This is a genomic window from Roseibium sp. SCP15, assembly GCF_040329435.1.
Taxonomy (GTDB): Bacteria; Pseudomonadota; Alphaproteobacteria; order Rhizobiales; family Stappiaceae; genus Roseibium.
In genome coordinates this window covers 96,430-114,462 of record NZ_JBDZYI010000004.1, presented here as the reverse complement: position 1 = coordinate 114,462, position 18,033 = coordinate 96,430, and the positions used below count along the sequence as shown (strand labels likewise).

15 protein-coding genes are annotated in these 18,033 nt (G+C 57.0%); 6 read left to right on the top strand and 9 right to left on the bottom strand.

Going from position 1 to position 18,033, the window contains the following annotated elements:
• Positions 1 to 2 precede the first annotated feature (2 nt).
• A complete protein-coding gene (locus ABLO27_RS20385; RefSeq protein WP_353035245.1) occupies positions 3 to 725 on the top strand; it encodes a response regulator transcription factor in 723 nt (240 codons plus the stop codon).
• Positions 726 to 872: 147 nt separating this feature from the next.
• On the opposite strand, the gene ABLO27_RS20380 is transcribed toward ABLO27_RS20385, so the two are convergent.
• From ABLO27_RS20380 to ABLO27_RS20370, 3 genes are all read right to left on the bottom strand, one after another.
• Positions 873 to 3,539, bottom strand: coding sequence for a TRAP transporter large permease (locus tag ABLO27_RS20380; RefSeq protein WP_353035243.1), 2,667 nt, complete (start codon positions 3,537 to 3,539; stop codon positions 873 to 875).
• A gap of 21 nt (positions 3,540 to 3,560) precedes the next feature.
• Positions 3,561 to 4,598 (bottom strand): TRAP transporter small permease subunit, encoded by a 1,038-nt coding sequence (locus ABLO27_RS20375; protein WP_353035241.1) that lies wholly within the window; start codon positions 4,596 to 4,598, stop codon positions 3,561 to 3,563.
• Positions 4,599 to 4,672: 74 nt separating this feature from the next.
• On the bottom strand, positions 4,673 to 5,773 hold the full coding sequence (locus tag ABLO27_RS20370) for a TRAP transporter substrate-binding protein (protein ID WP_353035239.1): 1,101 nt from the start codon (positions 5,771 to 5,773) through the stop codon (positions 4,673 to 4,675).
• 189 nt (positions 5,774 to 5,962) lie between these two features.
• On the opposite strand from ABLO27_RS20370, the gene ABLO27_RS20365 reads away from it, so the two are divergent.
• The 3 genes from ABLO27_RS20365 to ABLO27_RS20355 all read left to right on the top strand — a co-directional run bounded on the left by ABLO27_RS20365 (position 5,963) and on the right by ABLO27_RS20355 (position 8,826).
• Positions 5,963 to 7,324, top strand: coding sequence for a cache domain-containing protein (locus ABLO27_RS20365; protein WP_353035237.1), 1,362 nt, complete (start codon positions 5,963 to 5,965; stop codon positions 7,322 to 7,324).
• A 7-nt stretch (positions 7,325 to 7,331) separates the two neighbouring features.
• Entirely contained in the window at positions 7,332 to 8,000 is a 669-nt protein-coding gene (locus ABLO27_RS20360) for a response regulator transcription factor (protein ID WP_353035235.1), read from the top strand.
• Positions 8,001 to 8,067: 67 nt separating this feature from the next.
• Positions 8,068 to 8,826, top strand: coding sequence for a gamma-glutamyl-gamma-aminobutyrate hydrolase family protein (locus ABLO27_RS20355; protein ID WP_353035233.1), 759 nt, complete (start codon positions 8,068 to 8,070; stop codon positions 8,824 to 8,826).
• A gap of 9 nt (positions 8,827 to 8,835) precedes the next feature.
• On the opposite strand, the gene ABLO27_RS20350 is transcribed toward ABLO27_RS20355, so the two are convergent.
• Entirely contained in the window at positions 8,836 to 10,701 is a 1,866-nt protein-coding gene (locus ABLO27_RS20350) for a DUF1007 family protein (protein ID WP_417714827.1), read from the bottom strand.
• Positions 10,702 to 11,028: 327 nt separating this feature from the next.
• On the opposite strand from ABLO27_RS20350, the gene ABLO27_RS20345 reads away from it, so the two are divergent.
• Entirely contained in the window at positions 11,029 to 12,096 is a 1,068-nt protein-coding gene (locus ABLO27_RS20345; protein ID WP_353035231.1) for a Glu/Leu/Phe/Val dehydrogenase dimerization domain-containing protein, read from the top strand.
• 78 nt (positions 12,097 to 12,174) lie between these two features.
• Here the strand turns inward: ABLO27_RS20345 and ABLO27_RS20340 are convergent, their stop codons facing one another.
• The 5 genes from ABLO27_RS20340 to ABLO27_RS20320 form a co-directional block, all read right to left on the bottom strand.
• On the bottom strand, positions 12,175 to 12,714 hold the full coding sequence (locus ABLO27_RS20340; protein WP_353035230.1) for a TetR/AcrR family transcriptional regulator: 540 nt from the start codon (positions 12,712 to 12,714) through the stop codon (positions 12,175 to 12,177).
• A 140-nt stretch (positions 12,715 to 12,854) separates the two neighbouring features.
• A complete protein-coding gene (locus ABLO27_RS20335; RefSeq protein WP_353035228.1) occupies positions 12,855 to 13,751 on the bottom strand; it encodes a LysR family transcriptional regulator in 897 nt (298 codons plus the stop codon).
• Between the two features lie 132 nt (positions 13,752 to 13,883).
• Positions 13,884 to 14,384 (bottom strand): DUF2937 family protein, encoded by a 501-nt coding sequence (locus ABLO27_RS20330; RefSeq protein WP_353035227.1) that lies wholly within the window; start codon positions 14,382 to 14,384, stop codon positions 13,884 to 13,886.
• A gap of 17 nt (positions 14,385 to 14,401) precedes the next feature.
• Entirely contained in the window at positions 14,402 to 15,379 is a 978-nt protein-coding gene (locus ABLO27_RS20325) for a WD40 repeat domain-containing protein (protein WP_353035226.1), read from the bottom strand.
• Between the two features lie 11 nt (positions 15,380 to 15,390).
• Entirely contained in the window at positions 15,391 to 16,467 is a 1,077-nt protein-coding gene (locus tag ABLO27_RS20320; protein WP_353035224.1) for a CobW family GTP-binding protein, read from the bottom strand.
• Between the two features lie 272 nt (positions 16,468 to 16,739).
• On the opposite strand from ABLO27_RS20320, the gene ABLO27_RS20315 reads away from it, so the two are divergent.
• Positions 16,740 to 17,921 (top strand): pyridoxal phosphate-dependent aminotransferase, encoded by a 1,182-nt coding sequence (locus tag ABLO27_RS20315; protein WP_353035223.1) that lies wholly within the window; start codon positions 16,740 to 16,742, stop codon positions 17,919 to 17,921.
• Positions 17,922 to 18,033 lie beyond the last annotated feature (112 nt).

The window sequence follows — 18,033 nt, the reverse complement described above, 5'->3', positions numbered from 1 at the left end:
CCTTGCAGACACGCTCAGCCCACGCGGCCAAACGACTGGTTTTCATTGTCGATGACGAACCTGAAATCGGTCAGCTTCTTCAGGAAGCGATGGACCAGTTCGACATCGAGGGAGAAGTCTTTTCCACCGCGGCTTCCGTGCTGGCGGCCCTGGGCACGCGGACACCCGATGCCTGCATCATCGACCTCGGCCTGCCGGACATGGAAGGCATGGCCCTGATCAACGAAATCCGTCGCCAGTCATCTGTGCCGATCATCGTGCTTTCGGCACGCGGACATGCGACCGACAGGGTGATGGGCCTGGAACTTGGGGCAGATGACTATGTGGTCAAACCCTTCGACCCGCGTGAGGTCGTTGCCCGTATCCGTTCCATTCTGCGCCGTTCCTCAGATCAGGGGCAGGCCTCGACAGGAAACGAACTGGCTCGCTTCGAAGGATGGATCTATCAACCCTCCTCTCATTGCCTGACAACACCGGAGGGCGAAGAAACGTTCCTTTCGACCGGCGAAGCCACGCTGCTGGAAGCATTGCTGCGCGCACCCAAACGCGTCCTGACGCGGGACTATCTTCTGGAACATGGCGGGCGGGACGAAAGCCTGGATCGTTCGATAGACGTGCGCATCTCACGCATTCGCAAGAAGCTGAACCGCAAGAACGGCCCTGCTCATATCCGAACCATTTATGGCTCCGGCTATATGCTCTCATGTGATGTCCGGTGGGAGTGAGCTGATCTGCGGATCGCTTTTTTCCGGGTGCTCTTCGGGGAGGATTCGCGAAGAAATCGGTCGGCCAGCCATCGCGAATTGGTCTCTTTCTAACAAAAAAAGCGGGAAGATTTCTCTTCCCGCTTTTTCTGTTTCAGGACCGGCCTCTTAGAAGCTCAGAGAAATATCTCTGTGGTCTGAGAGACAGGCGGCTACGTCTAGGGCCATACCGGTAGGCAGGCGGCTCTGGGCGCGCAGTCCGATATTGTTTACCACTGCAGCGTCGTAAACTTCGAGCTGCGGCAGGATCTCCGCTGCCGCCCGCTCACGCCAGGCGAGATCGGCATCCAGGGCGGCGATCGACTTGTCGATCTCGGCCAGGGCCTCTTCCGCATTCGGCTGCCGGCTGCGCATGATTTTGCGGGCATCGCTCAGGCCTTTGCGGATATCGCCCGTGCCTTCCGCTTCACCCACCTTGGAACGCATGGCGGCGATCGCATCGACGGCGGCTTTCGGCTCAAGCTGCGGCACCTGGTTTTTCAGTTCCTCAAGCTCGGGCTTCAGCGCCGCAACCTTTTCCGCATCTGCCAGGATCGCCTTCAGTTCCAGCACAGGCTCATAGGCCTGGTCCACCGTCCGGCGGTAGCTCTGGCGGGCCGAGGTTTCAGCCTTCTGGATCTTGGCGAACTCACCATAAGTGTCGTCCCAGTCGGACGGGATCTCGGCGAGAAGCGCATCATGCTCGGCCTGAAGGTCTTCAATCCGCGCTTTGGCCCGCTCACCCTGTTCGGGTGAATAGATGCCGGTCGGACCCGACCTGTCGACAATGACCTGAAGCTCCTTGATGTGCTCGTCTATGCGCCTTGCATCGCGTTCCAGCGCACGCACCTGAACGTGAACCGGCTTGTAAGCCCCCGAAGCGGCCGCAACCTGGGTTTCGGCATCCTTGATGGTTTGCATCAACGGCAGGGCTTCACGGGCCTTTTCGAATCCTTTGGCCATGTCCTTCTGCAGGTCTTCCGGCAGGAAACTCATGTCGATGTTTTCCGCCGCCTGGATTGCCGCCAGAACGCTGTCGCCATTCTGCTGGAAGTCCTCGTAGATGAGCGTTTCCATGCAGTACTGAAGGCGCGGGTTCTTCGGCGGAGGTGCCGTTTCTGACAGAAGCGTCGAGCGGTTCGGCAGGTAATTCACCAGCTGAGGATAGAAGCCGACAATGCCAAGCGCCACGAGCTGCAGCGCGATAAAGGCAATCACGCCCTTATACATGTCGATGGTCTTGACCACTGCAGGTGCAACGCCGCGCAGATAGAACAGCGCGAAACCGAAGGGAGGCGTCAGGAACGATGTCTGGATGTTCAGACCGATCATGACGCCGAGCCAGACCGCGGTAACGTTGGCGGACGGATCCGCAAGCAGGATCGGGGCAACAATCGGCACCACAACCACGGCGATCTCGATGAAGTCGAGAAAGAATCCCAGGATGAAGATCACCAGCATCACGATCAGGAACTGAGCCCAGAAACCGCCTGGCAAACCCTGCAGGAATTCCTTGACAAGCTCTTCCCCGCCAAAGGCCCGGAACGCTGAGGTCAGCATCGCGGCACCCAGCAGGATGATGAAGACAAGCGACGTGGTCTTGGCGGTCTCCACCATCACACCGCGCAGCGTGTCTTCCAGCTTCAAAGTCCGCCAGCCGGACCAGAAGATTGCGATCAGCAACAGCGACACGGCAATCAGCGCAAGCACCAGTCCGAGCAAGTCCTGACTGGTCTCGATCAGTTTTATGTTCACCGCTCCGATGAAACTGATCACCATCGCAAGTCCAAGCAAGGCGAGGATGGCGATAATAGCAGGCGAATAGGCGCCCTTTTCACCCTCCCGCAGGCGATAGCCGGCCATGATCATGGCGCCTACGGCGCCGATCGCACCCGCCTGATTGACGGTTGCTACACCTGCAATGATCGAACCCAGGACCAGGAAGATCAGAGCCAGCGGCGGCACCAGCGTGATGAGAACCTTGACGGCAAACTTGCGTGTGAACGTGCCTTCTTCATGAACTGCCGGAGCTGCCTTCGGGTTCAAAAGAGCAAAGCCCAGAATGAACAGCATGTAGAGGCCGACAAGCACCAGACCCGGAAGAAACGCACCGAGGAACATTTCACCGGCACTGGTCGACACCACCGAGAAATCCGACGGCATGGAAATCTCGCCGGTGCTGGACTTGTAGAGTGTCGTCCGCAGGGATCCGGCCTGATCGACCGCGCTGGCGAGCTGGTCAGCCAGAATGATCAACACGATGGAAGGCGGGATGATCTGGCCCAGCGTTCCGGACGCGGCGATCGTGCCCGTAGCGAGCGGAACCGAATAGTTGTTGCGCAGCATGGCGGGCAGTGAAATCAGGCCCATGGCCACCACGGTCGCCCCCACAATGCCGGTTGTTGCCGCCAGCAGCGCGCCAACGAACACGACCGAAATCCCGAGACCACCCGGAACCGGCCCGAACAGGCGGGCCATGGTGACCAGCAGATCCTCGGCGATCTTCGAACGCTGCAGCATGATGCCCATGAAGACGAAGAGCGGAATCGCTATCAGCGTATCTCGCTCGGCCTCCCAGTAGATTCCGCGGAAGTTGGTGACCCCCGCACTCAGCCACTGGCTGGCCCCACCGTGGGCAAAGTAGGCAGCGGTGTCTCCAGCGAAGAGATAACCGGACAGCGCAGCGATGCCGATGGTCAGGATTGCAGAGCCTGGAAGAGCGAAGGCAACCGGGAAACCCGAGCCCAGAGCAAACGCCATCAGGACGACTAGAAGGAAAAGGAAGAAAAGTTCCATATCAAGCGGTCTCGTCAGGCTCTATTGAATTGTGTGGCTGTCGTGGTCCCGGCCGCCCGGTTCACCGCGGATATCGGCGACGGCGTCCATGAAGTAGGATACGAACTGGACCATCATGGAAACGGCAAAGACACCCAGGAACCCTGCCATGAGGTATTTCACGTAAAGGCCGAAACCGGCCTGGGTTACCTCGTAAGTCAGGATCGGACTGTTGATGATGTTCTGCTTGCCGCCCATGCCGATAATCAGGATGACGGCGCACAGGCTCATGCCGAGCACGACCGATCCGATGGCATTCACGTAACCTTTGGTCTTGGCCGCCATGCCTGCATAGAAAACATCCACCCGCACGTGCCCCTCTTCCAGAAGCGTGTAGGCGCTGGCGAACAGGAACAGCGCCGCATACCAGAAGCGCACAAGGTCGGCCAGAAACGCCTGTTCATACGAAAATACGAACCGGCCGATCACAATCAGAAGCTCTGCGACAACCACCAGAAGCGCGAGCCAGGTAAATCCGAGTGTTCGCGTGAAAGCGGCGATTACGACGGAAAGCCCGATCAGAGGCATATGTACATAGGCCCCGCGGAAACGGGACTTGCCGAGATCATCAGCCAGAGCGGACCCGACCACGTCAGCCAGCAGCCCTTCAACGCGCAGGAAGGAGATCACCGTATCGACCAGCCCCACGATCAGAACCGCGAAAAACGCGGCCCGGATGATAAAGGCATTGATGTTGCTGATCTTCAGACTGTCTTGGCGAAGCGTTGTCTGACCACTTCGCAGAACGTAGGCAAATGCCCAGATGACCAAAACCGCATACAGACCCAATTGCAGCCAGGACCATAACAGCGGCAGGGACCCGTTGGCCCGGCCACCGAAGATTGGCGCTATTCCCGGCAGGTTCTGCCAGTAGGTCAGATAGTTGTTGAGGAGAAACGCTGCCATGACCGCAAGCACGATCCAACCGAATAGGCGGAAGATACGTGCGCTCTCCGGAGACGGAGTATGACCGGAATTCATGGCATGCGAGCCGTCTTGAACGTTGTCCAAGGCCGTCATCGTGGCAGTGCCCTTTGTCTTTTACATAGAAAGAGGGACGGGATTTCTCCCGTCCCCTAGCTAAACCGTCCGGCTTATTCCGGAATGCCGAGGAAGCGGTTCCGCTTGTTGCTATAGGCGACATCGGAGATCGCCATCCAGCTGCCGATTTCCGCACGGGCCTTGATGAAGCTTTCGAAGATCTTCTTGGAAAGATCGGAATGATCCATTGCTTCCTCAAGAACTTCCTGAGCGGCTTCACCGAAGCTGTCGTAGATCTCGTCGGAGAACTCGCGCAGCTCAACACCGTGTTCGTTGATCAGGCGTGCGAGATAGACACCATTGTTGGCGTTGGTTTCCGCCATGGTGTTGGCGTTTTCTTCCGCACAGGCTGCGACGATGATCTGCTGGTCAACCTTGTCGAGGCCATCCCACCATGCCTTGTTCATGCCCATTGCCAGCATTGCGCCCGGCTCGTGCATACCCGGATAGTAGTAGTACTTGGCCGCTTCGTAGAACTTCATGAAGTAGTCGTTGAACGGACCAACCCACTCGGTTGCGTCGATAGCGCCGGACACAAGGTTTTCGTAGATCTGACCACCTGGCAGCGAGACCGGAGACGCGCCGAGTTTCGCCATGACGTCACCGCCCTGACCCGGAATACGCATCTTCAGACCCTTGAGGTCGTCAGCGGTTTCGATTTCCTTGTTGAACCAGCCACCCATCTGCACGCCGGTGTTACCCATTGCAAGGTTCTTGAGGCCGAATTCGCCAGCCAGCTCATCCCAGAGCTCCTGGCCGCCACCGAACTTGATCCAGGCGTCCATTTCAGTAACGGTCAGGCCGAACGGAACTGCGGTAAACGCTGCCCAGCCCGGATGCTTGCCCTTCCAGTAGTAGTCAGCGCCGATATAGGCCTGAGCGTTACCGGAAGCGACTTCGTCGAAAGAGTCAAATGCGCCAACGCGTTCGCCGGCAGCGAAGTACTGAACATTGATGCGACCAGCAGTCAGTTCCGCAATACGGGCTGCAAGACGCTGCGCCGGAATACCCAGACCCGGGAAATCCCGCGGCCAGGTGGAGACAATCACCATGTCCTTGGTGCCTTGCGCGATTGCCGGAGCAGCAAGCGCGGAACCAGCAGCAATACCGCCAGCACCCAAACCAGCCTTTTTGATAAATGAACGACGATCCATTAGTTTCCTCCCTAAACGGACCTGATATCGGACCGGAATACACCCTTGCACCGATCTCGGCGTATGTCTAGTTGACCAGATGACGTGTCCGCTATTCGTGTTTTTGCGCATCTTCTCAGTAGTACTACCGAGATGTACGCAAGAGAATCCAATTTCGGCGGACGGCAGCGCAACAAGAGGGCAAATTTCGTGACGTTCAAGACCAAATTGCTGCTCATCACCATCTTGCCCCTGATCGCGGTCTCGCTGCTCATCGGAGCGGCAACCTACTATCAATCGCTTGAGCTCATCAGCGCGGAAACCAGGGCGGTCGAGCAGAGAGTGCTGGCGGCAAAGCGCCAGGAGATTCGCAACTATGTCAGCCTGGCTTTGACATCGATCGAACAGATTTACAACGAAGAACCGGGCGGGCGCGAAGCAGCGCAGGAGGAAGTCAAGGAAATCCTGCACAATCTGACCTTTGACTATGACGGCTATTTCTTTGTCTACACGCTCGACGGCACCAACATCGTTCACCCCAAGCTCCCGCATCTGATCGGCGGCAACTGGTGGGACCTGCAGGATGCTGACGGCGACTACGTTATCCGCAACCTGATCCAGGCGGCACGAAGCGGCGGCGGGTTTCACCAGTATGTCTGGCACAAGCCATCCACCGGAAGCGTGGAAGAAAAGCTCGGCTACGCGATTCTTCTGAACAAATGGGGCTGGATGCTCGGAACGGGACTCTACACCGATGACATCGCTCGTGAGGTGGCCGCGATTCGCGCCGATTTTTCCCGCAGCATCCGTCAGACCCTGCTCGTGACGTTTATGATTACCCTGGCGGCAATCGTCATCGCCGGCTCACTGATTGCCGGCGTGCGGTTTTCCGAACAGCGTTTTGCCGACAGCAAGCTGAAGGAACTGACCAACCGGATTTTCCAGGTACAGGAGCAGGAGCGCAAAAGGGTTTCGACCGAACTTCACGACAGTATTTCACAGTTGCTGGTGTCGGTGCGCTACGGTGTCGAACTCATTCACAGCGAGGCCAATCGTCATCCCGACCTTCAGGCCCAGGCCGCCAAATGTCTCAGCACCCTGGACGGAACTATTGCGGAAGTTCGGCGAATATCGCGGGATCTGAGGCCGAGCGTACTGGACGACATGGGTCTCGCAGCGGCCCTTGGAAGCCTCGGCAAGGAATTTCAGAACCAATCCGGCATCACAGTCAACGTCACGGCGGAGCAATGCCACACGCGCCTTTCCGAAGGTGCCAAGACCGCACTCTACCGTGTCGTCCAGGAGTGCATGACAAATGTTGCCAGGCATGCGCAGGCCAGCGAAGTCAACATCAGCCTGAAGGTCGGCCTGCAGAATCTCGTGCTTTCCGTTGAAGACAACGGCGTCGGCCTGCCCCGCCCCCTGCCAAAGTCGGGTGGTCTGGGCTTTCGCAATATGCGAGAGCGGATAGAGACGTATGGAGGCAAGCTGACCCTTAGCCGACGTGCATCCGGCGGCACCCGGATAAAAGTCCAGATGCCGCTCGACAACCCGGCCGCAAAAGCTGCATGATGAATAGATGACCGTGCATTCACCTTCCACCCAAACAATCAGCAAACCCGTTCGCGTACTGCTCGCCGACGATCACGAACTGGTTCGCGACGGCATCCGCGCACGGCTGCGCAAGGTGCCCGAGCTGGAAGTTGTCGGGGAAGCGACCAACGGCAGGGATGCGGTCAGTCTCGCGCAAGATCTGCGCCCCGACGTTCTGCTCATGGATGTTTCCATGCCGGTCATGAACGGTCTGGAAGCCGCCACGGAAATCCGCAGGACCTGCCCGGAAATCGCGGTTCTCATCCTCTCCGTCTATGACAATCCGGAATATGTGCGCGGTGTCGTTCAGGCCGGAGCAAGGGGTTACATTCTTAAAGACATCTCCGCTGCGGAGATGATCACCGCAATCTCCAGCGTCGCCTCCGGCGGATACTATTTTTCCTCCGCCGTTGGACCGACCCTCGTCGGCGCAAGCACGTCCGCACCGGTGGAAGATCCCTACGGTCTCACCGACCGGGAGCGCCAGGTTCTGACCGCAATCGCCAAGGGTCAGCCCAACAAGGAAGTCGCCAAGGAACTTGGTATCAGCGTTCGCACGGTGGAATCCCACCGTCTCAACTTGCGTGAGAAAGTCGGCAACAAGAACGCCGCTCAACTTTACAAGGTCGCGCAGGATCTGGGATTGTTGGACTAGATTGAATTCAGCCGGGGCTTTCAGACGTTTCCAGACGTCTGAAGCCTCCTGAACCAAGGGGGCCGACTTGACCAAACCGCTCGTCCTGGTAACTGCTGATGTGAAGTCCATTGACGGCTTCAGCTGGCACGCCGCAATCTCCACCTATCTTCATGCGCTGCTGCAGGGATCAGGTGCGATCCCCATGATCCTTCCATCCCTGGGCGCCGAACTCGATCTGGATGCGGCACTCGATCAGGTTGATGGCGTACTGGCCACCGGATCGCGGTCGAATGTCAATCCGCAGCTCTACGGCCAGGCTCCGACGGAAGAAAACGGCCCCTACGATCCTGACCGGGACGCGACCACCCTGCCATTGCTGAAGCGCGCCATCGAACGCGGCATCCCTGTCTTTGCCATCTGCCGCGGCATGCAGGAGCTGAACGTTGCACTCGGCGGAACCCTGTTGACTGAAATTCAGGCGCTTACCGGCAAGGCCGACCATCGCGCACCATCCTCTGATCGTCAGGACGAACGCTTTCGCATCGCGCATCCGGTGGAAGTTTCAACGGGCGGATGCCTGGAAAAAGTCCTTGGCGCCGAACCCTTCGAGGTAAACTCCCTTCACCGTCAGGCGGTCGACACCCTGGGAAATGGTCTTGTGATCGAAGCGCAAGCGGAAGACGGAACGATCGAAGCTGTCTCGGTCAGGGACAGTCCGGGCTACGTGCTGGCCACCCAATGGCACCCGGAATACTGGGTCATGACCGACGGCCCTTCCAGAAAACTGTTCGTCGCCTTTGGAGAAGCTGTTCGGTCTTATCGGGAAAAACGGCTTGGTCTTTAAGGTACCGGGTCAGCCCCAACCAAGCGCGGCAATCAGCAGTGTCGCCCCCAGCAGAAACACAATCGTCGCACCGAGAATTTCTATGGCGCGGTGAATTCTGATCGACATCAGGCTGCCTTCGCCGAACAGTCGCACAGCCAGGTCCTTGGCCCCCACAGCCAGTCCGGCGAGAATCGACACGGTGATGCCTGTTCCGACGGCCATTGCCAGAGTGGACATGACACCGGCTGCGATCATGCCCTGCGACAACGCAAACACCAACACCACCAGAGCCCCTGTGCAGGGACGCAATCCGACTGCCAGCACGATGGAAGCTGCGCGCGCCAACGTGATTTTGCCTTGGACCATGTCCGGAGTGGGCGCGTGCGCGTGACCGCAGGTCGAGCAGACACCGTCGGGTCCGACATCGTGATGGTGATGATCATGTCCGTGGTGATGATGGCCATGATCGTGACCGCTATGATGGTGATCATGAGGGGAATGACTTTGAGTACCAGCTCCCGCAAGCGCCAGCCGGTCGCTCCCGAGGCGTTCCGCAAGGCCCATCAACAACGGTTTTCCCGCCTTTTGCCAGAGCAACCATCCGCCTAGACCGGTAATCAGAACGTATGAACCGATTTCAAACCAGCGGGCCGTATCCTGGATCGCGATACTCGTCAGGTTGAAGACCACCGCGAGACCCCCGACCAGAACAATTGCCGTGACGGCTTGGGCGAAGGCAGACGCGAAGGACAGGATGATGCCCTTGCGCAGGGTTTCGTTATTCGCAACCACATAAGATGTGATGATCGCCTTGCCATGCCCCGGACCGGCCGCATGGAACACGCCATAGGCAAAGGACAAGCCAACCAGCAGCCAAAAGGCATTCGGATTGCTCCGAAACGCTCTCAGGCTGGCAACCAGCTCCTGGTAAAATTCCTTCTGCTTGCTCGCAATCGTTCCAAAAACCCGATCGAACACACTGACCTGAACGACCGGCGCGTCGGACGCTTCAATGACAGCAACCGTGGTTTCAAACCTTTCGGCGACGTCCGCAGCTCTGGAATTCTCACTGTCCAGCACTCCCTCGGCCTGAACAGGCTCGGCGCTCTGATCCGAATTTCCAGGAGAATGAGCTGACTGAGGTGCACCTTCATCTGGTTTGGCGACGGCAGCAAGAGCTCCTGCATCTGCGCAGTTCACGATCAACTGGTTGACCTGCGTCGCCGCTGCGGTTTGCAACTCCGGTGGCAGATCTCGTTGATCCGCGCCTATCTGGGCCAAAGCATACGCAGTCGCTTCATCCAGAGGCGGCGGCCCCTTGCGGGTCACCTGGCAGGTTCCCGGAGCATTGACGACCCCGACAGCGGTTTCCAGTTCGCTGAAACGGAAATCGACATAATAAGTCGGGTCGTAAACGTCGATCGTGATGGTATTCTTTGCGTCGCTCGTCTCTTTCAATGGCAGCGTGAAGTGAAGTTCGAGGAGATCAACCGCTTCTGGAGCAGTCCCGCCATTCATCTCGATATCTTCCTGAATGGCTTCGAAGTCCTCCGGCTTCATCACCCAGTAATCCCTCAGAGAGACATTCGCGACCTCGAGCCAGTAATCCGTCGGCGCGTCGAAATCGAACTCGACGCGGGTATTGTCACCAAATGTGAAATAGCCGAAGTCGGCCATGCTCTCGATATTGACCTGCGCCAGTTCGCTGAGCTCTTCACGGGAATAGATGCCGTCGCCATTGGTGTCGAACCCCTGGATGGCGAATGCGGAAAAGGCATCATCGAACCGAAAAACGTGTTTGACGGCAACGGCCTGACCGCTGTCGTCGAAAACGAGCTGTGACCTTGCCTCGACAAATACATGAGGATGCGCAAACGCGCCGGTTACCATCATCAACAGCGTTGCAACGCAGACGCAAACACGGCTTGCACCTGCCCCGGCAAAGTTCAGAAATCTTGCAAGATTACCGCGCACCAACAAATTCCATTCGATCAGATGCAATACACTTACATGCTCCATCAGCCCTTGCCCATAGAAGACGGCAGGAAGATGGCCCGGCAGGTTTCGCACCGCAAAAGCTTTCAGGAATAAATTTCACAATATCTCCAGATAATCGGAACATTGATTTCCCATAGCTTTCTCTTGTTAGGAGAAAAGAGACAATATTTCGCCTTGGGAGACTAAAATATTTGTAACGACAATCACCTGACAGAGCCAATAATGAACGCCTTGCACACATCTGTTCATCACAGCGCCGTTTTCGATCATCCGGAAATGGGGGAACACGAAAACATCGTCTTCGTCCAGGACAAGGAAACCGGCCTGAGCGCAATCATAGCGGTTCACGACACCACCCTGGGCCCTGCCCTGGGTGGATGCCGTGTCTGGCCGTATGAAAATCCTGCGGATGCATTGACTGACGCCCTGCGTCTCTCCCGGGGAATGACCTACAAGAATTCACTGGCCGGGCTTGATCTGGGCGGCGGCAAGGCCGTGATCATGGCAGATCCGCGCAAGGAAAAATCCGTTGAGATGATGGAAGCCTTCGGGCGTCATGTCGAACGTCTGTCAGGCACCTATATTACCGCCGAGGACGTCGGCGTTTCGCCGGACGACATGGAAGCAGTCGCCAGGCACACCGATCACGTGCGCGGCACAAGCGCAACCGGTTTAGGCGACCCGTCTCCCTACACCGCTCTTGGAGTGTTTGAAGGCATCAAGGCCTCTGCCCATCATGTTTTTGGCAGCGCGGATCTTGCCGGCAAGACAGTGTCTGTCCAGGGATTGGGTCATGTGGGATTTGACGTTGCCCGCCAATTGCATGACGCAGGTGCGAAGCTGATCGTTTCCGACATTCATGCACCTGCTGTATTGCGAGCGATCGAAGACTTCCGGGCGACTGCCGTTGATCCGGCTGAAGCACATATGGTTTCTGCCGACATCTTCGTTCCGTGCGCCTTGGGAGCAGGCCTCAATGCCCGCACCATTCCGCAAATTCAGGCGCGCATCGTTGCCGGCGCAGCCAACAATCAGCTTCAAACCCCCGCGGATGGCGTGGCTCTGAGAAAACGGGGCATTCTTTATGCTCCTGATTATGCCATCAACGCCGGAGGCGTAATCTCGATTGCACTGGCGACACCGGGTGGCAGCGACACATTGGTCAGGGAAAAAACCCTTGCAATCGGTGACACGCTTTCAACGATATTCGAGCGCGCGGCACGCGAAGAAACGACGCCTGAGCAGGTTGCTGACACAATGGCAGAAGAAAGACTGGCTCTGTCCCTCTAGGACTGATTTCGCCCCATTGACCTCATCGTTCAAACGGCGGCCAAGGCCGCCGTTTTCTTTGGCTTTTTGTCTGAAGTCTCAGGAATGCCGTTTTTCGTTGGCCCTTTGAAACATCTGGCGCACGATCTTCTTGGCGTCCTCGACTGCTCTTTCACCCATCTCCGCATAGCAGGAGGTGACGCCTTCGTGCAGCATGTAGAGCGTTGAGGCAAACGCGTCCTGCCCGCTGAGTTCTCCGAAGAAATCGAGCAACTCGCCCTTGTGACGCTTGACCGTGGTTTCGATGTCCGCGCTGTCCGGGTTGGCAGCGAGCGCCTGACGGAAGAAACACTCCTTGCCTTCAGTCATTCGCATCCAGCCACCAAGCTTGTCGAACAATTGCTCGGCTGCCGCCAGTCCAGGAGCGCTCACGCCCTCGCGAACATATTTCAGGTAGCGCTGGTGACGGTATTCCAACGCCCCCAGGATCATGGCTTCACGTGAAGGAAAGTGACGGTAAAGCGTTCGCATGCTGACGCCGACGCCGGCCCGCAGATCGGGAACACTGGGCTCTGCAAATCCTCTGCTCCAGAACACTTGCTCCAGGCCCGCTGCGATTTGTTTTTGAGCATCATCCATAGTCGAACTTTGGAAGCTGCACATTGAAAATGCAAGTCAACATTTTCAATTTTGAAATTAATCAGGAAAGAAAGAACAAATATTACGGAAAAACAGTCATATTGAACCAAATAACCACCGTAGGAATACTGTAATTCGACCTAGCAAGTCGGCCTCCTGGCGGACCATTCAACTAGGAAGTCAACGAATGCCCTCACTTTCGCACTCAAATGTCGGCGGTGCGGATAGACCGCGTAAATCCCGCGCAGCGGATCCTCATATTCCTCCATGAGCGGCACGAGCCTCCCGGCCTGAACCTCCTCATAAACAAAAAACAGCGGCAGCCTGAGAAACCCGAGATGACACAATGCCGCTTCGCGCGCTGCAGAGGCGCTGTTGACCTCCAAAGGCCCTTTGACCGTTACTGAAACCCGGTCTCCACCGACCCGAAACGCCCAGTTCTGCTTGAAGCGGTAATTGGTATCGATGATGCATGGCCGTGTCGCAAGATCTGCCGGAACTTTCGGCACACCATATTTCTCAATCACTTCCGGGCTGGCACACAGCACGGTTCGGAAAGGTGCGATTTTCCTGGCGATCAGACTGGAATCTTCCATTTCCGTCACCCGGACGGCGACATCGAAACCTTCTTCCACCAGGTCGACAAACCGGTCTTCCAGGCGCAGATCCAGATTGATCTCCGGATAGAGAGCCAGGAATTCCATCATCGCCTTGTTCAACATATCGTCGCCGAGCGACCTTGGCGCGGAAACCCTGAGCCTTCCGCGCACTTCCTGGTGAGAAGACTGAACGGACGCCTGAAGGTCGTCGATCCTCTGCAGGATCTCGACGGCTTCCTTGTAGTAGGCCTCGCCAACGTCGGTCATTGAGACCTGGCGGGTCGTCCGGTTCAACAACCGGACACCGAGCTCGTCTTCCAGTTCACCGACATATTTTGAAACCAGCGCCTTGGAGCGGCCCATTTCTCTGGCGGCAGCAGAAAATCCATTTGAATCGACGACTTGAATAAAACAGCGCATGCGCGTGATTGCGTCCATCCGGTTTCCTTCCAGCTCCGCACCTAGACTGAAACTCTGCTTAACCGATTTGCCGATTGCCGGTCAAAAGAGCAACGACCTCCGTAGCCTCTCTAACGGCATACCGGAAACGCAAGGCAAGGCAATCTGCCGTCAGCGAACCGCAGTGTTCCTGCGACGACCGATGCGCGTCAAGCCGATCAGCAATCGAATGATAAGAAAACCGCCAAGGGCGCCGGCACCGGCACTCAGAAGGCCGGCAACCGTCACCGGGACGGCCGGTTGGTAGTCCTGCATGGTGGCTTGCGCCAGTCTGCGATCGAAGCCACGCGCGAAAATGACCAGCCGTTCGATCGACCCTGCTCCGCTCAGCTCCAGCTGTTGCTGTTTCAGACTGGACAGCCGGACTTCCGCCGCTGCCATGCTGTTCCCTCGAGCCTTGATAAATGGATCATCAGACGCCAGCTGGCGGTCTATGGCCTCCTGCAAACTCAGTCCGAATTGCGCGGCATCTCTCTTGAAATCTGCAAGAACCTCCTCCAGCGCATCGATTGCGCCGCCGAGACGCTGGCGGTATTGCTGGGAAAATTCGGGCAATTGGGAGGTGGCCGTTCCACTGATCAGCATGACGACTATGATTAGGACCCGCGCCATATCACCTCCCGAACCACCTAATCCTGCAGACTGACAATCCCGGCTTCTGCCGCTTCCGTTCCAAATGCAAGTCGAACGCCTTCGGCGTCCCACCCCATGGACGAGACGGGCCCCTTGCCCGGACGGCGCAGAAGCACTTCGGCATTGTCGGCAAAGCGGCACATCATGATCATGCCGTCCTGATACCCAATCGCGACAACATCTTCCTTCGGATGACAGACCACCGAAGTCACCAGAGCATCGCTGCGCGTGCCGAGTTGCAAGGGCGACTGCCCCATCGGACCGGTCTTGCCGAAAAAGGGCCAAAGAATTGCAGCGTTGGCTCCGGAGGTTGCCAGGTAGCGACCCTTGGCAGACCAGCTGAACGACTTGACCTTGGCTGGATAGCCCGTCATCCGCATGTCCTGACTGTCTGTCAGCCGCCATCCGTGCAGGGCGTTTTCCTGCATTGCGGTGACGAGATACTTGCCGTCGGGGGAAAAACTGATACCCAGATGAGCACCCTTCCAGGTCATCTCAACCGGGGCTCCGTCGGTTCCTGCCCACCAGAGGGTAGCACCGTCATAACGCGATACGGCAAGCCGCACGCCTTTCGGGGCGAATGCTAGACCGCCCACTGCACGCTCATGGGCAAATTCCTTTTCCCGCCCATCGGCCAGACGAACCCAGGCCGTGCGTCCGCTGGCAAACGCAACGGCACCGGAAGGACCCGCGGCAATCAGATCGATCCACTTGCGTGGCCGTTCCGCAACCAGCTCATAAGAGCCGTCCGCGGAACAGGAATAGATGCAACCGTCGTCGCCGGAGGTAATCAGCCCCTTGCCATCAACCGCCGGTTCGGCCGCCAGAAGCCCGTCTTTATGCGGTTTGACTTTCTTTTCGCCTTGTCCGGAAAAAACAATCTCACCTTCACCGGAAGCAAAATAAGCACATTCATTCAGAAAACCGGCACGGACGACGAAACCGTCCATGTCCACAGGAGCAACTGTCGGCAAATCTCAATTCCTTATTGCGCGGCGCAGGCCTGAAAACTGTCTTTCAAGACATCCCAGTTGAGGTCACGTCCGATGAATACCAGCCGGCTTTCACGCGGTTCATCTGCTTTCCAGTCACGTTGATGATCGCCCTCAACGATCATGTGCACTCCCTGGATAACATAGCGCTGCGGGTCGTCCTTGAATGACAGGATGCCCTTCATCCGCAAGATGTTGGGGCCCTGAACCTGCGTAACCTGGTTGATCCAGGGAAAGAACATGTCCGGATTGAGATCGCCTGCCTTCAGGGAGATACTCTTGACCGAATGGGGGTCCTCATCATGATGGTGATGATGGTGACCGTGATCATGGTCGTGATGGTCATGGCCGTGATCATGATGATGGTCATGATCACAGCTCGGGCCACACTCGTGAGCGTGGTGACCATGCTCCAGGAAATGGGGGTCCAGCGAGAGAATCCGGTCGAGATCGAATGCGCCGCGGTCCAGCACCTTGGCTATGTCGACACCGCAACGTTCGCTTCGATGCTGGATTGCATAAGGATTGATGGCCCGGATGCGCGCTTCCACATTGGCCAGCTCCTCTTCCGACACCAGATCGGTCTTGTTGATCAGAATGACATCCGCAAAGGCAACCTGATCTTCTGCTTCTTCTGTGTCTTCCAGGCGTTGAAGAACGTGACGGGCATCGACCACGGCAACAACGGCATCAAGTTTCGCCGAGGCACGAACATCGTCGTCCATGAAGAAGGTCTGTGCCACCGGAGCTGGATCGGCGACACCCGTTGTCTCGACGATGATGGCATCGAAAGCACCCTTGCGCTTCATCAGGTTCTGCACCGTGCGGATCAGATCGCCGCGAACCGTGCAGCAGATGCAGCCATTGTTCATTTCGAAGATTTCTTCGTCCGATTCGACAAGCAGATCATTGTCGATACCGACTTCACCGAATTCATTGACGATGACCGCGTAGCGCTGACCGTGGTTTTCGGTCAGTATCCGGTTGAGCAACGTGGTTTTTCCAGCGCCGAGATAACCGGTCAGAACGGTGACGGGGATCTGTGCCTGAGCATCCTGGGTCGCAGACATTGCGCACTTTCCTGGCATGTTGATGTATTTTTCACCTGCCTGAACGCAGGTCGCTTGGGCGCGAATATAAGCACATCGGTTGCGCATTGGGAGGGCATCCCGGAAATTTCCTGATCTGGCGCTCTACAACGACTTGTTACCGGTTGTTGTCGAATGACAAATCCTTCAAATGCATGCCGATCCGAACCGGTTCCGGGAATTCAAGCCTTTTCAGTTTCTTGCCGACGGCATTAACGTTGGCCGGATACGCCGCAGCACATTTGGAGACAGGCATGTTGAAGACGATCGACGGTTTTGACCGGATTGGTGAAGAAAACGCCTTTGCGGTGCTGGCACGCGCGACCGAACTGGCCAGCCAGGGCCGGGACATCATCAATCTGGGGATCGGTCAGCCGGACTTCAAAACGCCCGACCATATTGTCGAAGCCGCCGTGAAGGCTCTTAAGGACGGTCATCATGGCTATACCCCAGCAACCGGCATAGCGCCGCTTCGCGAGGCCGTTTCTGCTGACCTTCTGAAGCGTCACGGTGTTGAGACCGATCCGGACGATGTCCTGATCGTTCCGGGCGGCAAGGTCACCATGTTCATGGCGATCCTGATGTTCGGTGAACCGGGCGTCGACATTCTCTACCCGGACCCAGGCTTCCCGATCTATCGCTCGATGATCGAGTTTACCGGCGCGCGCCCGGTACCGGTTCCGATCCGCGAAACAAATGACTTTGCCTTTTCGGCCGAGGAAACGCTCTCGCTGATTACCGACAAGACCCGACTTCTGATTTTGAACTCCCCCGCCAATCCAACCGGCGGCGTCACACCGAGATCGGAAATTGAAACACTCGTGGCAGGTCTTGAGGATCATCCGGGTGTTGCCATCCTTTCAGATGAAATCTACTCCCAGATGACCTATGACGGCATGGAGCATGTCTCCCTGCTGGAGTTTGAATTCTTAAGGGAAAGGCTCATTCTGCTCGACGGCTGGTCCAAGACCTACGCAATGACCGGTTGGCGAATGGGATTCTCACTTTGGCCCGACAGCCTGATGGACAAGGCCCGGAAGCTTGCCGTGAACGCCTGGTCCTGCGTCAACGCTCCGGCCCAGTATGGATGCCTCGCCGCACTGACCGGACCACAGGATGCGGTCACGGAGATGGTCGCCGAATTTGATGCGCGGCGCCGTGTTATCGTCGACGGCCTGAACGCCATTGACGGCATCTCGTGCAAAACCCCGCGCGGTGCTTTTTACGCTTACCCCAACATCACAAAGACGGGCTGGAAAGCCAAGAAACTGGCTTCCGCGCTGCTGGAGGAAACCGGAGTCGCAACCATTGGAGGTCCAGACTTCGGAGTACTCGGAGAAGGTTACATTCGCCTATCATATGCGAATTCAACTACAAATATAGAAAGAGCCCTTGAACGCGTAAAACTATTTCTTGAAAAAGATCAACTTATTTGAGTTATCAATCAAACAACTAATTAAGAATTCAAAAATACACAAGGAAATGCACTAACGTACGCAGAGTCTTCCTCTACGTATCTTTTTATTAAACTTTTATTGTCTTGATTGA

Excerpts from the sequence above, each read along its gene's own strand:
- ABLO27_RS20380 (WP_353035243.1), bottom strand. The coding sequence starts at position 3,539 with ATGGAACTTTTCTTCCTTTTCCTTCTAGTCGTCCTGATGGCGTTTGCT.
- ABLO27_RS20375 (WP_353035241.1), bottom strand. The coding sequence starts at position 4,598 with ATGACGGCCTTGGACAACGTTCAAGACGGCTCGCATGCCATGAATTCC.
- ABLO27_RS20370 (WP_353035239.1), bottom strand. The coding sequence starts at position 5,773 with ATGGATCGTCGTTCATTTATCAAAAAGGCTGGTTTGGGTGCTGGCGGT.
- ABLO27_RS20360 (WP_353035235.1), top strand. The coding sequence starts at position 7,332 with ATGACCGTGCATTCACCTTCCACCCAAACAATCAGCAAACCCGTTCGC.
- ABLO27_RS20350 (WP_417714827.1), bottom strand. The coding sequence starts at position 10,701 with ATGATGGTAACCGGCGCGTTTGCGCATCCTCATGTATTTGTCGAGGCA.
- ABLO27_RS20345 (WP_353035231.1), top strand. The coding sequence starts at position 11,029 with ATGAACGCCTTGCACACATCTGTTCATCACAGCGCCGTTTTCGATCAT.
- ABLO27_RS20340 (WP_353035230.1), bottom strand. The coding sequence starts at position 12,714 with ATGGATGATGCTCAAAAACAAATCGCAGCGGGCCTGGAGCAAGTGTTC.
- ABLO27_RS20335 (WP_353035228.1), bottom strand. The coding sequence starts at position 13,751 with ATGGACGCAATCACGCGCATGCGCTGTTTTATTCAAGTCGTCGATTCA.
- ABLO27_RS20330 (WP_353035227.1), bottom strand. The coding sequence starts at position 14,384 with ATGGCGCGGGTCCTAATCATAGTCGTCATGCTGATCAGTGGAACGGCC.
- ABLO27_RS20320 (WP_353035224.1), bottom strand. The coding sequence starts at position 16,467 with ATGTCTGCGACCCAGGATGCTCAGGCACAGATCCCCGTCACCGTTCTG.
- ABLO27_RS20315 (WP_353035223.1), top strand. The coding sequence starts at position 16,740 with ATGTTGAAGACGATCGACGGTTTTGACCGGATTGGTGAAGAAAACGCC.